This window comes from Saccharopolyspora pogona, assembly GCF_014697215.1.
Classification (GTDB): domain Bacteria; phylum Actinomycetota; class Actinomycetes; order Mycobacteriales; family Pseudonocardiaceae; genus Saccharopolyspora; species Saccharopolyspora hattusasensis.
The window spans coordinates 1,193,261-1,208,531 of the sequence record NZ_CP031142.1 but is presented as its reverse complement, the minus strand read 5'-3'; the positions used below and the strand labels follow the sequence as shown (position 1 = coordinate 1,208,531).

Below are 15,271 nucleotides of genomic sequence, written 5' to 3'. Positions count from 1 at the left end.
TCCCCGAAACCGGCGGGCCCGCGCTCCACACGGAGCCGGGTCCGCCGCGTCGTCACACCGGGGCGGGCCGGCCGAACCGGGCGTCCACTCTGGACGCGAACCGGACGACGGGTCGGGCCGGCGGGGCCAGGCCGAACTCGCCCAGCAGGCCGGCGTCGGTGAACTCGAGCAGCTCGGCGGAATCCAGCGCCCAGGGCTCGTGCACCACCGGGACTTCGACGGGCCAGCGGTGCCACGTCGAGAACATCCGCCAGCGCGCGGTGAGGAACCGGTCCGCGGCGGTCGGCACGACGCGCTCGCGGCGCCGGATGCGCATGCTCAGGCCGATGCCGGATCGCTCGACGCGGTAGGCGGTTTCGGTTGCGGTCGTCGAGCATTCGACCGCCGCCGACCGGTACGGAAGATGACCCACCGCCCTGGCGAGGCGCACGAATGCCGGATGCGAGGCCTCCAAGGAGAGGAACATCAATCCGCGGCGGCCGTGCTCGTCGACGACGAAGGTCCGCACGTTGACCTCGGTGAACCGCATCCGCAGCGGACTGGTGACCACCATCCCCAGACCGACCACGCCGACCCACGCCGTGCCGTCGAACACGTCCGGCCGGGTGCGCGGCGGCAGCACCGCCTCGATTTCCCGTGCCGCGCAAGGCCAATGCACGAACACGACGTCGCGCCAGACCTGACAGGTGAACGACCAGCGCACCTGGTGTGGCGCGGCCAGCGTGATCGGTTCGAGTCCCATGGCTCACATGATGACTTCCAGCAGCGCGGCGTAGAGCGTCAGTCCGGGACCGAACGCCAGGGCCGCGATGTGGCTCCCGGGCCGGAGTTCGCCGCCGGCCCAGAGCTCTTCGAGGACCATCAATAGCGTCGCGGAGGAGCAGTTGCCGCGCTCCGCGAGAACATCGCGCGACGGCTGCAGGGCCGAGGGAGGCAGGCCGAGGGTGTCTTCGACGGTGTCGAGGATGCGCGGGCCACCCGGGTGCACCGCCCAACCGCGGATGTCGCTGCGCCGCAAGCCGTTCCGGCCCAGCAGGTCGTCGAGCACCGCGCCGAGGTGCCGGGCCAGCACGTCCGGCACCTGCGGCGAAAGCCCCATCCGGAAGCCGAGATCGGTGATGTCCCAGGTCATGTGGGTGCTCGCGCTGGCGTCGGTGAAGGCGGCGATGTCGACGACAGCCAGCCCCCCCGAGTGCGGCTGCAGGACCGCGGCCGCGGCCGCATCACCGAAGAGCGCGTGGGAGACGACCTGCTGCGGGTCATCGGTCGGCGGCTGGATGTGCAGGGAGGTCAACTCGACGGAGAGCAGCACCGCGGCTCGCCCGTGCGCCGCGACGAAGTCCGCGACGCCGCCGAGGGCCGGAAGGGCCGCGTAGCAACCCATGTGGCCGACGAACAGCCGCCGCAGGTCCGGGCGCAGCCCGAGCGAGGCGGCGAGCTTGATGTCCAGCCCTGGCGTGCCGTACCCGGTGCAGGAGACGACGGTGAGCAGGCCGACATCGTCGCCGTCGATGCCGGCGTCGTCCAACGCGGCGGCGACCGCCCGGTGTCCCAGACGCGGGGCTTCCTCGCTGAAGCGGCGCATCCGGGCCGCCGTGGACCAGCCGGACAGGTCCTCCTTGATCGGGTTGGCAACCGTGTGGCGGCGACGCACCCCAGCGCCCGCGAACACCCGCCGGGCGAGGCGGCTGGCGCGGAAATGCTCCTGGAAGAAGTCGTCCCACAGCACCTGCTGCTCGGTGGTGTCCGGCAGCGCCGAGCCGAAGCCGGCGATCAACGGCGTCACCAACGCGGCGACTCGGTCTCGTCGTCGGGGTCGCCGCCGAGCGCGGCCACCCCGAGCCAGTCGGCGCAGACGTCGGAGGTCGCCGGTTGCAACGCACCGCACCGCGCGTCGCGGTAGATCCGCTCCAGCGGGTGCCCGCGCCGCGTCGCCGACGCCCCGGCGGCCTCCAGCACCGACGAAGCCACCGATGCCGCGGTGTCACCGGCGACCAGCTTCGCCCGCCACACCCAGCGGTTCGTCTCCGGCTCCCCCGGCCGCTCCGACACCCGCCGAGCCGCCTCCCGCACCACGGCGTCGGCCGCGGCGACCGCCGCATCCGCCCGCCCCATCCTGGAACGCACGGTCGGCAAGGTGTGCAGTCTGCGCTCGTGCAGGTGCATGCCGCCCACGCGCAGCGCCGACCGCGCCACGCCTACGTACACGGCGGCATACGACGCGACAAGCCACTGCGGCATCACCTGCGCCGCCAGCAGCGTGATGCCCTCGATCCCACCCAGCAGCGCATCCGCGCCGACCGACACCTCGAAGTGCACGTCGTGGCTTCCCGTGGCGCGCATGCCCATCGAATCCCAGGTCGGTTCCACCCGGATGCCGTCGCCGGTCGGGACCACGAAGTAGGACACCTTCGGCTCGGCGGCGTCGACGTCCCTGGCGGTGACCAGGTAGGCGTCGGCATGCCCGGCACCAGAGACGAAGGCCTTGCTGCCGTTGATCCGATATCCACCGTCGCAGCGGCGGAAGGTGGTGGCGGTGCGCGACAACCTCGAACCCGTGCCCCGTTCGCTCATAGCCACCGCGTAGAGCGCGCCGTCGGCCGCCGCGGCGAGCAGCCGATCCCGCGCGGCGAAGCAGCTTTCCGGTGCGCCGAGTTCCCGCAGCAGTTCTTCGGGCGTGTGCGCCAGCGCGCCGGTTACCGAGGCGTGCATGTTGAAGATCAGCGCCGTCGAACCGGCCCCACCGGCCAGTTCGGCCGCGAACGCGGCGTAATCGGCGAACGATGCGCCAAACCCGCCCAGTTCCGCGGGAACCATGAGCCCCAGCAGGCTGCGAGCACGCAGGTCGACGAAGTCCTCACTGGGAAAAGCCCCGGAGGCGTCGTAGTGCTCTGCACGCGCGGCGATGCGCGGAACCAGGTCCCGCGCCGCTTCCTGCGCGGCGGCCGGTGAAAACGGTTCTACAACCGGGAACAGCGACAACAGCTCTCACCCCTTCTTCCGGCCGATGCCCTGGAACAGCACCGCTGTCGACGAGAACGGGACCATCCGAACGCCTCCCCCTCGGCCGGCGGCCCAGGTCAGCAGGTCCACCAGCGACGGGCGCACCCCGCGCAGGGTCAGCGCGACGCCGTGCCGGGCCGCTTCGGCGATCAGCTCGCCGCGGTCGACCAGCAGCGCCGGATCGTGCACTCCGCGCACTGCCACGTGCGGAACGCGTTCGGCGATCCCGATCGCCACCACCCGGCACAAGGCCGTCGCCGCCAGCGTGTCGAGCACCAGCAGGCCCCCGGGCCGCAGCAACCGGCAGGCTTCCCCCACCGCGGCGGGCAAATCAACCACGTGTTCCAGAACCTCCCCTGCCACCACGCAATCCGCGCACCCGTCCGGCAGCGGGACCGCGAGGACATCCCCGGCGACGGGCTGCACCCCGTGCTCGGCGGCCTGCCGCAACGCGGTCCGCGACCGATCCACACCGACGTGCCAGTACCCCTTTCCCGCCACGTGCGGGGCCAGCAGTCCCGCGCCGCAGCCGAGGTCCACCAGCACCGCTCCGGTTCGCGCCGCGTTGGGGACGAGCGCGCCACGAGCGACGGCGAGCCAGTGCAACATCGCGAAGACGCCACGCGGCTGCCACCACTGGTCGGCGAAGACCTCGTACAGCAGAGGATCGTTGCGCCGCACGGTCCGGCCGGAACGTGCCATGCGCTCCAGGCTGGCACACTCGGCCGGGTGCGGCATTTCGCAACTGCGTCCTCGCTGCTCCGGGCCTCGCACCCGGTGCCGGCGCTGGCCGTCACGGCGATCACCACCGGGCTCGCGGTGACCGTCGGGCGCGATGCGGGCGGCTTGGCCCTGACGGCTGCGGCGGTGTTGGCCGGGCAGTTGTCCGTCGGGTGGCTCAACGATCTGGTGGACGCCGACCGGGACGCCCGGGTCGGGCGGCGGGGCAAGCCGGTGGCGGCGGGCGCGATCTCCCGGCGGACGGCGCTGGTCGCCGTGCTGGTGTCGGCTCCGGCGGCCGTGGTGCTGTCGCTGCCGTTCGGCGCCGTCGCGACGATCGCGCACCTCATCGCACTGGTGTCCGCGTGGGCCTACGACCTCGGTTTGAAGTCCGGTCCCTTTTCGGTGTTCCCGTACGCGCTGTCGTTCGGGCTGCTGCCCGCGTTCGTGATGTTCGGCGGCGGCGGGCCGCCGCCGGTCTGGCTCGTGCTCGCGGCGGCGTTGCTGGGTTCGGCCGCTCATTTCGTGAATGTGCTGCCGGACCTCGGTGATGATGCGGCCACCGGCGTACACGGCCTGCCGCACCGGCTGGGCGCGGCGCGGAGCACCGCGGTGGCCGCATGCCTGGTCCTGGCCGCGTCGGCGACGTTGGTGGACGTTTCATGGGTGATCCTGCCGCTTGCGGCGGCCGTGCTCGGCGCTGGTCTCGTGCTTGGCCGCCGCCCGGGTTCCCGTACCGCGTTCCACGCGGTCGTCCTCGTCGCCCTGCTCGACGTCGCGATGCTCCTGAGCGCCGGAGCCCAACCGACCTGATCAACCGCAGTGGACTATCCCTTGTGGACACCGGCGAGGACGGCGAACGCGATGATGTTGTCGCGGTAGCTGCGCTCGGCGTGGTCGAACGAACCGCCGCAGGTGATCAGCCGGAGTTCCGGCCCGGCGGTGTCGCCGTACACCTCGTCGGCGGGGAACCCGGTCTTCGGCTCCTGCGCCGAGCGTTCGACGACGAACCTGGCTACCTGCCCGTCCTGGCGGCCGACGAAGATCTCGTCGCCGGGCCGCAGTTCGTGCAGCCGCGCGAAGATACCGTCCTCGCCGTCGCCGTTGACATGCCCGAGGACCACCGCCGGTCCCGTCTCCCCCGGCGTGGGGCTGTACTGGTACCAACCGGCCTGCATCGGCTGGTGCACGGATGGGACGGCCACCGTCCGATCGGGGTTGAGCCCGAGCGGGACCAGCGACGATCGCGCGCCGATGCGGGGAATCTCGATCCACGCGGGTTCCGATCGCGACAACACCGACGTCGCCTGCACCGGCGCGGAAGCGGGCGCGGCGAGGTCGGTGGATTGCCCGGCGGCGGAGCAGCCGGACAGCGCCAGAGCCGCGAGGACCAGGGCGGCCGCGACCTTGCCGCGACCGCCCCGGTTTCCCCGCGCGCGGGGATGCACGTTCATCTGACCCCGACCTCAGTTCGCGCCAGCGCGGCGACGGCGCAGCACCATCGCGACACCACCACCCGCGATGGCGACGGCGGCGGCAGCGCCGCCGAGGACCGCTGCGTCGAAGCCCGACTCCACCGGCCCACCACCGGTTTCCGGCGCGCCCACCGGACGCTGCCGAACCTGGGGCTCCTGCGGCGACTGCTCTGCGGGCCGCGCGCCCGGCGTCGACTGCGGTACGGCCTGGGTCGGCTCCGCGGGCCGCGCGCCCGGCGTCGACGTCGGCTCCGGGCGCGACTCCGGGCGCTGCTGCGCCACCGCCGGCGCAGCACCTGGATCGTCGGCCCAGCTGACCGGCGCCACCAACGGCAGCGCCGCCGCACCGAGCAGGGCAGCGGCAGCGCACGTACGACCGAGCTTCATCGATTGCTTCCTTCCATTCGACGGTTCGTCCGGTGTGCCAGACGACGACCAGCATGGAGCGGTCTTTTCAAGATCCCGTCCAATTGATGTGAAGAACCCGTTCGATTCCGGCCGCACCGCTGAAATGTGAAGATCCTGTTCAGGCACGGTCAAGATGCCGTGGGCTGATCACCAGTCCAGGCAGCGGAAAGCGATAATGCGCGACGTGAGCGCACAAGTGTTGGTAGCCGAGGACGATCCGAAACAGGCCGAACTGGTCCGGCGCTACTTGGAGCACGACAACCACCGCGTGGTCGTCGTGCACGACGGGCGCGCGGCGATCGACGAAGCGCGGCGGCGCGAACCCGATCTGATCGTGCTCGACGTGATGATGCCCAAGGTCGACGGCCTGGACGTGTGCCGCGTCCTGCGGGCCGAATCGGACGTCCCGATCGTGCTGCTCACCGCGCGGACCACGGAGGACGACGTGCTGCTCGGCCTGGACCTCGGCGCCGACGACTACGTGACCAAGCCCTACAGCCCTCGGCAGCTCGCGGCCCGGATCCGCGCGATCCTGCGCCGGACCCGCCGCGCCCAGGACGGCGGGCAGCAGCCGCTGCGCGTCGGGGACCTGGTGGTGGACCAGCAGCGCCACGAGGTCACGCTCGGCGGCACCGCGCTGGACTGCACCCCCGCGGAGTTCCGGATGCTCGCGGTTATGGCCGCCGAACCCGGCCGCGCCTTCACCCGCGGGCAACTGCTCAGCCAGGCCTTCGGCATGGACAAGTTCGTCACCGAACGCACCGTCGACGTGCACGTGATGAACCTGCGCCGCAAGCTCGAACCGGATCCGCGAAGACCGGTGCACCTGCTCACCGTCTACGGCGTCGGCTACAAGCTCCAGGACATCTCCGCCGATGGCACGCCGGCATAGCTTGCTCGCCCGGCTGCTGGCGATGTCGGTGGTCGTGGCCATCGGCTCCATCGGTGCCACCGCGTGGCTGGCCGCGCAGAGCACCAGCGGCGCGATCAACCAGGAGCTCGGCGAAACCCTCGCCACCGACGCCAAGATCTACGACTCGCTGCTCGGCTACGCGGCCACACATCCGCAGTGGTCCGGGGTCCAGCGGGTGGTGGCGGACCTGTCCGCGCAGACCGGGCGGCGCATCACGCTGACGACCTCGACGCGGGCACCGATCGCCGACTCCGGCGGCCCGCAGGACGCTCCGCTGCCGGAAACGCCGTCCGCGGTGGTCGATCCGCTCGCCGTCGACCCGGTCCTCAAACCCGATGCGTCAACCTCCGGCATCGACTCGCGCGCCGTCGGCCCGTACCGGCTGACCGACGCCGAGCGCGACTCGCTGCGCCAATCCGCGCAGCGGCAGTTGACGTGCCTGCAGCTGACCGGCAGCGACGGCACGATCGTCGAACGCCCCAACGGGCGCCCGGACGTCCAGCTCACCGCGGACAACGAGTCCGCAACGAGGACCAGGAGGGCCGAACAGGAGCCGACGAGCACCCCCACACCACCCGCCCCGCCCAGCGTCGCTCCCGCCGAGCCCAGAGCCGCCCCCGCTCCGCCCAGTACCCAGGCCCCGTCCACCACACTGGCGGAGTCCTGCACCGCGCCGTTGGAGTTGACCGACACCGAGCGCAAGGCGAACTCCGAACTGCTGTCCCTGGTCAACGCCTGCCTGACCAGGCAGGGAATGGAGCCGCTGGCCGCCGAGGCGGTCGCGGTGAGCTCGCCGGACGAGCTGCGCGCGGACTCGGACTCCAAGCGCTGCGTGGACGCCGGGCGCCGCGAGCAACTCGGCCCCTACGTCTCCCCCGCCGCGCAACTGTTCATCACCAGGCCCGGAGGGAACAACGCCCCGACCGATCTGTCCACTGTGGGCGCTTCGCGGATCGCGTGGACCGCCCTGGTGGTGTTGGTGCTGACGGTCGGCCTGACTGCGCTCGCCGCCAGCCGCCTGGTCCGCCCCATCGACGCGATCACCGCCGCAGCGCGGAAGATGGGCGACGGCGACCGGTCCGCGCGGGTGGACACCAAGGCGCGCGGCGAGATCGGGGAGCTCGCGGCCGCGTTCAACGCGATGTCCGCGCAGGTCGAGCGCACCGAGCAGCAACGCAAGACGATGGTCAGCGACATCGCGCACGAACTGCGCACCCCGCTGGTGAACGTCCGCGGCTGGCTGGAAGCCGCCCAGGACGGCGTGGCGACCCTGGACCAACCGCTGGTGGCCTCGCTGCTGGAGGAAACCCTGCTGTTGCAGCACCTGATCGACGACCTGCAGGACCTAGCCCTGGCCGATGCCGGAAAGCTCCGCGTGTACCCGGAACCCGTGCACGTCGGCGCGATCCTGGCTCAGGTCGCCGCTTCGCACCGGGGCCGGGCCGACGCGGGCGGCGTCGAGCTGACCGTCGCAGTCGACGACGACCCCGACCTCACCGCCGACCCGACCAGGCTTCGCCAGGCGCTGGGCAACCTCGTTTTCAACGCGCTGCGCTACACGCCGTCGGGCGGCCGGGTCACGCTGTGGGCTCGGCGCGCCGGCGGCGAAGTGCTGATCGACGTGGCCGACACCGGCGTCGGGATCGACCCGGATTCGCTGCCGCACGTGTTCGACCGCTTCTGGCGGGCGGACAAGTCCCGCAACCGGCACGGCGGCGGCAGCGGCCTCGGCTTGGCGATCACCCACCACCTCGTGGACGTGCACGACGGCGGCATCTCGGTGCACAGCACAGTGGGCGCGGGCACGACCTTCACCATCAGCCTGCCGGCGACCAACGCCTAACGGCGTAGCACCGCCTACCCGAACGACTTCTCTCCCTTGCGCCGTAATGCCTTTGCCTACCCGGGTTCATGCTTTCCGCGGTCGAGGCACCCTGGACTTCTGGCAGGCCGACGATGCCGGAGTGTAGGACGACACCGGATTCCGGCCACGGCGGCCACCAGTTCACCGACGCCCAGGGCCGCTGCCGGCTCGACACCCTCGTGGCCGGGCTGTACCCGGGCCGCACGCGGCACTACCACGTCAAGCTCCAGGCGCCCAACCAGCCGATCCTCACCACGCAGCTGGGCTTCCCCGGCGAGCCCGGCAACAACTGGGACCAGATCGTCGACCCGGCGCTGCTGATGGCGATCGAGGACGGTCCGAACGGCAAGATCGCTAACTTCGACTTCGTCCTCGGCCCGCCTGACCCGCACCGCCACGCAGGGCGAGCCTGGAACAGTCAGGTCAGACCAGGAACGAGAACAGCGGGGAGCCCGGGGAGACCTGCTCGATCTGCAGCGGGGAGCCCTTCATCCGCGTCAGCAGACCGTCCAGCTCGTCGGCGCGGTCGAGCTCGATGCCGACCAGCGCCGGGCCGGTCTCCCTGTTGTTCTTCTTCACGTACTCGAACGCGACGATGTCCTGGCCGTCGTCGAGCACATTGTCCAGGAAGTGCCGCAGCGCTCCCGGTTCCTGCGGGAACGTGACCAGGAAGTAGTGCAGGAGCCCTTCGTGCACCAACGAGCGTTCGACGACCTCGCCGTAGCGGCTGAGGTCGTTGTTGCCGCCGGAAACCACGCACACCACCGGTCCCCGGGGCGGGCGCACCAGCGGCATCCGGGCCGCCGCGCTGGCCAGCGCCCCGGCGGGCTCGGCGATGATCCCCTCGGTCTGGTACAGCTCGATCATCTCGGTGCACACCGCGCCTTCGGGCACCGCCACCAGTTCGTCGACCAGTTCGCGCACCACGCGGAAGCCGGCTTCGCCGACGCGCCCGACCGCAGCGCCGTCGACGAAGGTGTCGACCGACGGCAGGGCGATCGGCCTGCCATGGTCCAGAGCGGCGCGCATGCTGGCCGCCCCGGCCGGCTCGGCCCCGATCACCCGCACCTCGGGGAAATGCTCCTTGAGCCACAGCACCACACCGGCCAGCAGCCCGCCGCCGCCGACCGGGACGATCACGGTGTCGATCGGGCCGTCGTGCTGCTCCGCGATCTCCAGTCCGACCGTGCCCTGCCCGGCGATGGTCCGCGGGTCGTCGAAGGGGTGCACGTAGACCGCACCGGTGCGCTCGCTGTCCTCTTTGGACGCCGCGCTGGCCTCGTCGAAGGAGCTGCCCGTGATCACCGGCTCGACCCATTCGCCACCGATCTCGGCGATCCGCCTGCGCTTCTGCCGAGGCGTGTTCGCCGGCAGGTGCACCCGGCCCTTGATCTTCAGCTCGCGGCAGGCGAACGCCACGCCTTGCGCGTGGTTGCCGGCGCTCGCGCACACCACCCCGCGCTTGCGCTCGTCCGCGTCGAGCGAGGAGATCAGGTTGTACGCGCCGCGCACCTTGTAGGAGCGGCAGACCTGCAGATCCTCCCGCTTGAACCGAACCGGGACGCCAAGTTCGCCGGTCAGGCGGCTGCTCGTTTCCAACGGAGTTCGTCGGACCACCTGCCGCAGGCGGGTACCGGCGCGGAAGATCGCTGCGGGAGTCAGCTCATCGGACACCGACCGATACTAAATGCGCTGGTCGGCAAGCCTCCGTTCGGGTGCGTCGGCGCGGGGCCCATCGGCCCTACTACCGCGCGCTGGCGGATGCGCATGGTGGTGCTGAGGAGGCGGTTGGAGATGGCCAGGACGCAGCAGTCGGTCGTGGTGGGAGTCGACGGTTCGGAATCGTCCGCGCAGGCGGCGCTGTGGGCCACCGCCGAGGCGACGCGGTTGGCCATTCCGGTGCACCTGGTCGTGGTCAACGACGATCCCGCGCGGGAAGGGTTCGCCAAGCAGGCGGTCCGCGACATCGCCGAGCGCTGCCACCGCGCGCGGCCCGAGCTGACGATCACCGATGAGGTCGCCGTCGGACACCCGGCCGAAGAACTGGTCCACCGCTCCGAAAGCGCCCAGGTGGTCGTCGTCGGATCTCGCGGGCACGGCGTGTTCCGGGACGTGCTGCTCGGCGCGATCAGCACTTCGGTGGCCGCGCACGCCCGCAGCCCGGTCGTCGTGGTGCGCGGTGTCGCAGCGGCGTCAGGCCCGGTCGTCGTCGGTGTCGACAACTCGCCGGGGAGCCACGTCGCGGTGCACTACGCCTTCGACGCCGCGAACCGGCGGCACACCGGCCTAATCGCGGTGCAGGCGCTGCCCGATGCTTTCTTCACCGTCGGCACCTATCCCCTGCCCGACCGGCAGGAGATCCAGAACCGGGCCGACCTGCACCTCGCCGAACAGCTCTCCGGCTGGTGCGCTGATTACCCGGACGTCACGGTGCGGCGCGAGGTGGCCAACCAGCATCCCGTCGCGACGCTGTGCGAGGCCGCCCGGCAGGCTCAGCTGCTCGTGGTCGGTCACCGCGGCCGTGGTGGCTTCGCGGGACTGCTTCTCGGCTCGGTCGCCAACGGCGTCCTGCACCACGCACCGTGCCCGGTGGCGGTGATCCGCACCCTCGGCGGGTAAGTTCGCGCTACGCCTGCGGCGGCTGGCGCCAGACGGCGCGGTAGCGCTCGGCGGCGTCGGCATCGCGCTGCCTCCGAACCGCCGAGCCGTGCCCGGGTGGATAGCCATAGCGGACGAGCCGCGCGTCGACGCTGTCCACCGCGCTGGTCACCACGATCCGACCCACCACGAGGATGCCCAGCAGCAGCGCGCCCGCGGCGATCGGCCACGACCCGCCCAGCAGGCCGAGTCCGAGGAACAACGCGAGTCCCAGCGGCGCGATCTGGATCAGGCCCCGGATCAGCACCCGCAGTACCCACGTCTTGCAAGTGGCTTCGCGCAGCACCCACTCCCGGTGGCGCTCGGGGAGCTTGCCGCCGTACTGGTAGTGCAACCACCGGGCGGGATTCGGGCGTTTCACTGGCATTCGCCCAGCCTACGACCGGCCCCTTCCGCACTCCCCAGGATGATCCCGATCGAGCAGCGGTTCGCCGCCGACGCGGTCGAGGACCTCGAAGGCGCGATCCGCGACCAGTTTGCCGAGCACGACCGCGCGAACCCGGTCGGCGGCCGCGTCCACTACCGTTAAATTCAATCAGCACTGAAGAAATAGGTGTAATCAGCATAATATCCGCCGACGTGCGCGAACTAGAATCAGGAGCGCCTCCCCCCAGCGTCGCCGAAGGCGGTGGCCACCATGCAGCCTCTCCTGACAACCGACCGCCTGATCGTGCGCGACTGGACTACCAGCGACAGCGACGTGCAGGCCGCGCTCGCGCTCTACGGCCGCCCGGAGGTGACCGAGTGGCTCACACCGGTCGTCGCCAACGTCGCCGATCTCGCCGCGATGCGCGCCGTCGTGCACGCCTGGATCGAGTCGCAGCCGAACCTGGTGCCGCCCACCGGGCGGTGGGCGATGCAGCGCCGGTCCGACGACCTGGTGGTCGGCGGGCTGGTGCTGCGAATGCTCCCACCGTACGACCACGACCTGGAGCTGATCTGGCAACTGCACCCGGAGGTCTGGGGCCACGGCTACGCCGCCGAGGCCGCCGCCGCGCTGCTGCGCTGGGCGTTCACCTTCGACATCGACGCGGTCTTCGGCCTGGCGCTGCCGGACAACACCCGCGCCATCGCCACCGCCGAACGCATCGGCATGGAGTGGGTCGGCGAAACCACCAAGTACTACGACACCTCGCTGCAGGTCTACCGCATCCGGCAGGGGGACCTGCCCAGCGGACCGACTCCCGGCGCACCCCAGGACTGACCGAAAATCCACTGTGGCCTTTCGCACTGTCCGCAGTGGACGAACACATCTGTTACCGTGCGTCGTCAGATCATCCGCTATCGGATGATCTGCTGAATGCCCTGGTGAGTGGGATGCTGAAGGCGTCACCGAGGTCCGAGCAGCGCCTGGGGCGCACCCGCCGGAGGTATCCGTGCCACCGCACCGCAACGCCCGAGCGGCCGCCCGCAGGCCCGCGAGCCGCCGGCCCACCGCACCGCGCCGCCCGCCGGCCCGCAGCCGGTCGGCGGACCGCGCCCGCGCCAGCGCTCGCGCCGCGGTGACCGTGCTGTCCGTGCTGGTCCTGGCGGTGACGGGATACGCGTGGTCCAACTACCGGCACCTGCTCGACGGCCTCGCGACCAGCGACGTCACCGACGGGGCCGGGGCCGACGGGGCGACCGACATCCTGCTGGTCGGCATGGACAGCCGAACCGACGCGCACGGCAAACCGCTGCCCGAGAACGTGCTCCGGGAGTTGCACGCCGGGGCCAACGACGCGGCGCTGACCGACACGATCATCCTGCTGCACATCCCCAACGACGGATCCAGCGCCGTCGGGTTCTCCTTCCCCCGCGACGCCTACGTGCAGATCCCGGGCTTCGGCCGCCACAAGATCAATTCTGCATACGGCAGGGGCAAGGACGACGCCATCGCGGCGCAGACCAAGCGCGGCACCGCCGACCCCGCAGAGCTGGCGCGGCTCGGCGGCGACGCCGGGCGGAAGCTGCTGGTGCGCACCGTCGAGCAGCTGACCGGCGTGTCGGTCGACCACTACGCCGAGGTCAACCTGCTCGGCTTCGCGCGGATCACGGAGGCCGTCGGCGGCGTCCCGGTGTGCTTGCTGGCGCCCGCCCGGGACTCCTACTCGGGCGCGAACTTCCCAGCCGGGCCACAGACGATCTCCGGCCCGGATGCGCTCGCATTCGTGCGCCAGCGACACGGGCTGCCGCGCGGCGACCTGGACCGCGTCGTGCGCCAGCAGGCCTTCCTGGCCGGGCTCACGCAATCGGTGCTCTCCGGCGGTGTGCTGGCCAACCCGTCTCGGCTGCGCGAACTGATCGGGTCGCTGCAGGAATCCGTGGTGCTGGACCGGGATTGGGACGTACTGGCGTTCGCCGACCGGCTGCGCGGACTCGCCGGCGGCGCGGTCCGGTTCACCACCATCCCCATCGAGAACGCCGACTACCAGACCCCGGAGGACGGCGACGCCATCCTGGTCGATCCCCGCAAGGTGAAGGCCGCGATCAGCAGCACGATCGACCCGTCGACGGCCGAAGCCGGGCAGCCCGGCGAGACGAAGTCCCAGTCCGCGGCCGCGAGGGTGGACGTGCTGAACGCGACGAAGACACCGGGGCTGGCCCAGCGCGTGCGGACCGAGCTCGCCAACCGGGGCGAGCAGGTGGGCCAGGCCGGCAACGCGCCCGCGCGGACCAAGTCCGTGGTGCGCCACGGCCCGGAGGGCGACGCCGACGCCAACCGGATCGCGGCGCTGCTGGGGGGCCTGCCGATCGAGTCCGGCGAGTCCATGCCCCGCGGCCGGGTCCAGGTGGTCATCGGCGGCGACTACCACGGGCCCGCCGCGCCTGGCTTCGCGCCGCCGCGCGCCGTGCAGCTCGACGGGTCGCACCGGCAGCAGAACACTGGTTCCACCCCGGACTCGATCACCGCAAACGGCGTCCCGTGCGTCAACTGACCGGAAAGCGCCGGTGGTGAGGCGGCCCCCTCGCCCGTCTCACCACCGACCAAATCACCGCTGAACAACGATACGCCGCAGCGGTGGTAGTTGCGAGATCAAAAACCGCTCACCGGCGGGTCGCGGTGCCCACCCACAATGCCACGACCAGCATCGACAGGACGACCGCCAGACCGGTCAGGCCCCACCCCAGGGAGGCAGCGGCGGCGAGCACGCCGACCAGTAGCGGGCCGCCCGCGTCGCCCAGTTCGCGCCCGACCTCCGCCGAACCCATCGTCTGGCCAAGCCGCTCCCGCGGCGTCGAGGCGGCCAGGTGCGCGAAACCCAACGGTGTCACGACCCCGGTGCCGAAACCGATCGCAACGGCGGCCACGAGGACCCCGGGCAGCCCGGGAACGACCGCAGCCACGAGCAACCCGACAACCGCGACCGCGAGGCCACCGGCCATGCCGGGCACATCGGGCAGCCGCCCCGCGTCGCGCGCTCGGCCGGTCCACGGCTGCACCAACGCCGCGGTCGCCGCGAGCACCGACACCGCCGCGCCGGTTGCCAACGGGCCCAGCCCACCGGCCGCGCCCACCACCGGCAGGAACCCGACGCCCACCGCCAGCGCCGCCGTCGCGCCCGCCAGCGCCGCGGTCGGCCGCAGGAACCCGGGAGCGGCCAACCGGCGGGCCAGGTCGAACAGGGTTTGGCGGGTCCGCGGCAGCGGCGGCACCGCCGGCACGGCCAGCACCGCCCACGCGAGCACCGCGAGCGCGAGCCCGGCGAGCGTGCCGAAGAGCAGGTCGAACCCGCCGAAGGTGATCAGAACGCCGCCGAGGACCGGGCCGAGGGCGTACCCGAGGGCCTTCCAGGCGCCGTAGCTGCCGAACGCGCGGCCGTGCTGGGAGTCCGGCGCCAGCCGGGCGATCAGCGCCCCCGCGGCCGGGGAGAACGCGGCGGCCGCCGCGCCCTGGCCGAAGCGCGCGAGGCCGACCGCAGCCGGGTCACCGGCGAGGACGAACGCCGCCGAGGCCGCCGCGAACGCGAGCAGCCCGCCGAACAGCACCGGTCGCGGGCCGATCCGGTCGGTGACCGCGCCGAAGACCGGCTTGAGGACTACCTCGGCGCCGTCGTAGACGGCCAGCAGCAGGCCCAGCGCCAGCAGGGACGCGAAACCGGTGTAGGCGCCCAGCCCGGCGGCGATGCTGTGCGCGCCGAAGGCGGTCACGAATCCGGCCGCGTACAGCGGGAGAACCTGCCCGGCGCGTTGACCGGTCACCGGCTCGGTGCCGGACATCCGGCCACCTCCTCGTCGTCCATTTCGGCG

At 71.8% G+C, this 15,271-nt stretch carries 16 protein-coding genes; 7 read left to right on the top strand and 9 right to left on the bottom strand.

What is annotated here, in order from left to right; genetic code table 11:
- Positions 1-52 precede the first annotated feature (52 nt).
- The 4 genes from DL519_RS05115 to DL519_RS05100 are packed head-to-tail and all read right to left on the bottom strand — an operon-like array spanning position 53 to position 3,705.
- Positions 53-742, bottom strand: coding sequence for a DUF2071 domain-containing protein (locus DL519_RS05115; protein ID WP_190813106.1), 690 nt, complete (start codon positions 740-742; stop codon positions 53-55).
- Positions 743-745: 3 nt separating this feature from the next.
- Positions 746-1,786 (bottom strand): type III polyketide synthase, encoded by a 1,041-nt coding sequence (locus tag DL519_RS05110; RefSeq protein ID WP_223838455.1) that lies wholly within the window; start codon positions 1,784-1,786, stop codon positions 746-748.
- A complete protein-coding gene (locus DL519_RS05105; RefSeq protein ID WP_190813104.1) occupies positions 1,783-2,982 on the bottom strand; it encodes an acyl-CoA dehydrogenase family protein in 1,200 nt (399 codons plus the stop codon). The genes DL519_RS05110 and DL519_RS05105 overlap by 4 nt, the downstream gene beginning before the upstream one ends.
- A gap of 6 nt (positions 2,983-2,988) precedes the next feature.
- The gene (locus tag DL519_RS05100; protein ID WP_190813103.1) at positions 2,989-3,705 is read right to left on the bottom strand and encodes a class I SAM-dependent methyltransferase; all 717 of its coding nucleotides are present in this window, start codon (positions 3,703-3,705) and stop codon (positions 2,989-2,991) included.
- Positions 3,706-3,732: 27 nt separating this feature from the next.
- Between DL519_RS05100 and DL519_RS05095 the strand changes: the two genes are divergently transcribed.
- Entirely contained in the window at positions 3,733-4,536 is an 804-nt protein-coding gene (locus DL519_RS05095) for a UbiA family prenyltransferase (RefSeq protein ID WP_190813102.1), read from the top strand.
- 14 nt (positions 4,537-4,550) lie between these two features.
- Here the strand turns inward: DL519_RS05095 and DL519_RS05090 are convergent, their stop codons facing one another.
- Together DL519_RS05090 and DL519_RS05085 are read right to left on the bottom strand one after the other, a co-directional pair.
- Positions 4,551-5,177, bottom strand: coding sequence for a class F sortase (locus tag DL519_RS05090; RefSeq protein ID WP_190813101.1), 627 nt, complete (start codon positions 5,175-5,177; stop codon positions 4,551-4,553).
- 12 nt (positions 5,178-5,189) lie between these two features.
- On the bottom strand, positions 5,190-5,585 hold the full coding sequence (locus tag DL519_RS05085; RefSeq protein ID WP_223838454.1) for a hypothetical protein: 396 nt from the start codon (positions 5,583-5,585) through the stop codon (positions 5,190-5,192).
- Positions 5,586-5,790: 205 nt separating this feature from the next.
- On the opposite strand from DL519_RS05085, the gene DL519_RS05080 reads away from it, so the two are divergent.
- Both DL519_RS05080 and DL519_RS05075 read left to right on the top strand, forming a co-directional pair.
- Complete coding sequence (locus DL519_RS05080; protein WP_190813100.1) at positions 5,791-6,498, top strand: response regulator transcription factor; 708 nt, start codon at positions 5,791-5,793, stop codon at positions 6,496-6,498.
- Positions 6,482-8,362 carry a sensor histidine kinase gene (locus DL519_RS05075; protein ID WP_190813099.1) on the top strand — a complete coding sequence of 627 codons (1,881 nt, stop codon included), beginning with the start codon at positions 6,482-6,484 and terminating at the stop codon, positions 8,360-8,362. Before DL519_RS05080 ends, DL519_RS05075 begins: the two co-directional genes overlap by 17 nt.
- A 444-nt stretch (positions 8,363-8,806) precedes the next feature.
- Here DL519_RS05075 and ilvA read toward each other — a convergent pair whose 3' ends face one another.
- Complete coding sequence (gene ilvA, locus DL519_RS05070) at positions 8,807-10,057, bottom strand: threonine ammonia-lyase IlvA (RefSeq protein WP_190813098.1); 1,251 nt, start codon at positions 10,055-10,057, stop codon at positions 8,807-8,809.
- A 120-nt stretch (positions 10,058-10,177) separates the two neighbouring features.
- On the opposite strand from ilvA, the gene DL519_RS05065 reads away from it, so the two are divergent.
- Positions 10,178-11,002, top strand: a complete 825-nt coding sequence (locus DL519_RS05065; RefSeq protein ID WP_223838453.1) for a universal stress protein — start codon at positions 10,178-10,180, stop codon at positions 11,000-11,002.
- 7 nt (positions 11,003-11,009) lie between these two features.
- Here DL519_RS05065 and DL519_RS05060 read toward each other — a convergent pair whose 3' ends face one another.
- Positions 11,010-11,408, bottom strand: coding sequence for a DUF5313 family protein (locus tag DL519_RS05060; RefSeq protein ID WP_190813096.1), 399 nt, complete (start codon positions 11,406-11,408; stop codon positions 11,010-11,012).
- Between the two features lie 39 nt (positions 11,409-11,447).
- On the opposite strand from DL519_RS05060, the gene DL519_RS48385 reads away from it, so the two are divergent.
- From DL519_RS48385 to DL519_RS05050, 3 genes are all read left to right on the top strand, one after another.
- Positions 11,448-11,570: a hypothetical protein gene (locus tag DL519_RS48385; RefSeq protein WP_263399577.1), complete on the top strand. Its 123-nt coding sequence runs from the start codon at positions 11,448-11,450 to the stop codon at positions 11,568-11,570.
- A gap of 108 nt (positions 11,571-11,678) precedes the next feature.
- Positions 11,679-12,245 carry a GNAT family N-acetyltransferase gene (locus DL519_RS05055; protein ID WP_190813095.1) on the top strand — a complete coding sequence of 189 codons (567 nt, stop codon included), beginning with the start codon at positions 11,679-11,681 and terminating at the stop codon, positions 12,243-12,245.
- A gap of 172 nt (positions 12,246-12,417) precedes the next feature.
- Positions 12,418-13,959 carry an LCP family protein gene (locus DL519_RS05050; protein WP_190813094.1) on the top strand — a complete coding sequence of 514 codons (1,542 nt, stop codon included), beginning with the start codon at positions 12,418-12,420 and terminating at the stop codon, positions 13,957-13,959.
- Between the two features lie 109 nt (positions 13,960-14,068).
- Here the strand turns inward: DL519_RS05050 and DL519_RS05045 are convergent, their stop codons facing one another.
- Positions 14,069-15,241 carry an MFS transporter gene (locus tag DL519_RS05045; RefSeq protein WP_190813093.1) on the bottom strand — a complete coding sequence of 391 codons (1,173 nt, stop codon included), beginning with the start codon at positions 15,239-15,241 and terminating at the stop codon, positions 14,069-14,071.
- Positions 15,242-15,271: the final 30 nt, after the last annotated feature.